Here is a 324-nt window from a genome sequence, read left to right on the forward strand (position 1 = left end):
TGGGAATGGTTTCCATCGTAAAAAATTTATCAATGCTTCAGAAATAGGAACAATAATGGGTTTAAATCCTTATGAAACCAAAGAGGAATTACTTTTTAAAAAAGTATTTGGGAGCGATTTTATTACTAATGAAGCAGTGGAACATGGAAAAAAAACTGAACCACAAGCAAGAAATTTTTATTGTTTTTGTCATGGATTAAAATATGTTCCCGTGGTTTTTACCAGAGGTTTAATGTCCGCTTCTTTGGATGGTTATAATGAAGAAACAAAAACTTTGTTAGAAATCAAATGCCCTTTAAATCCTGATGGCCCTAGTTGGCAAGA

At 32.4% G+C, this 324-nt stretch carries 1 protein-coding gene; it reads left to right on the plus strand.

The window, feature by feature from the left end:
* A partial coding sequence (locus RI76_RS02180) for a lambda-exonuclease family protein (protein ID WP_017192512.1) occupies window positions 1-324 on the plus strand: 324 nt, incomplete at both ends.

The sequence above is a fragment of the Milkweed yellows phytoplasma str. MW1 genome (assembly GCF_000309485.1).
Classification (GTDB): Bacteria; Bacillota_I; Bacilli_A; order Acholeplasmatales; family Acholeplasmataceae; genus Phytoplasma.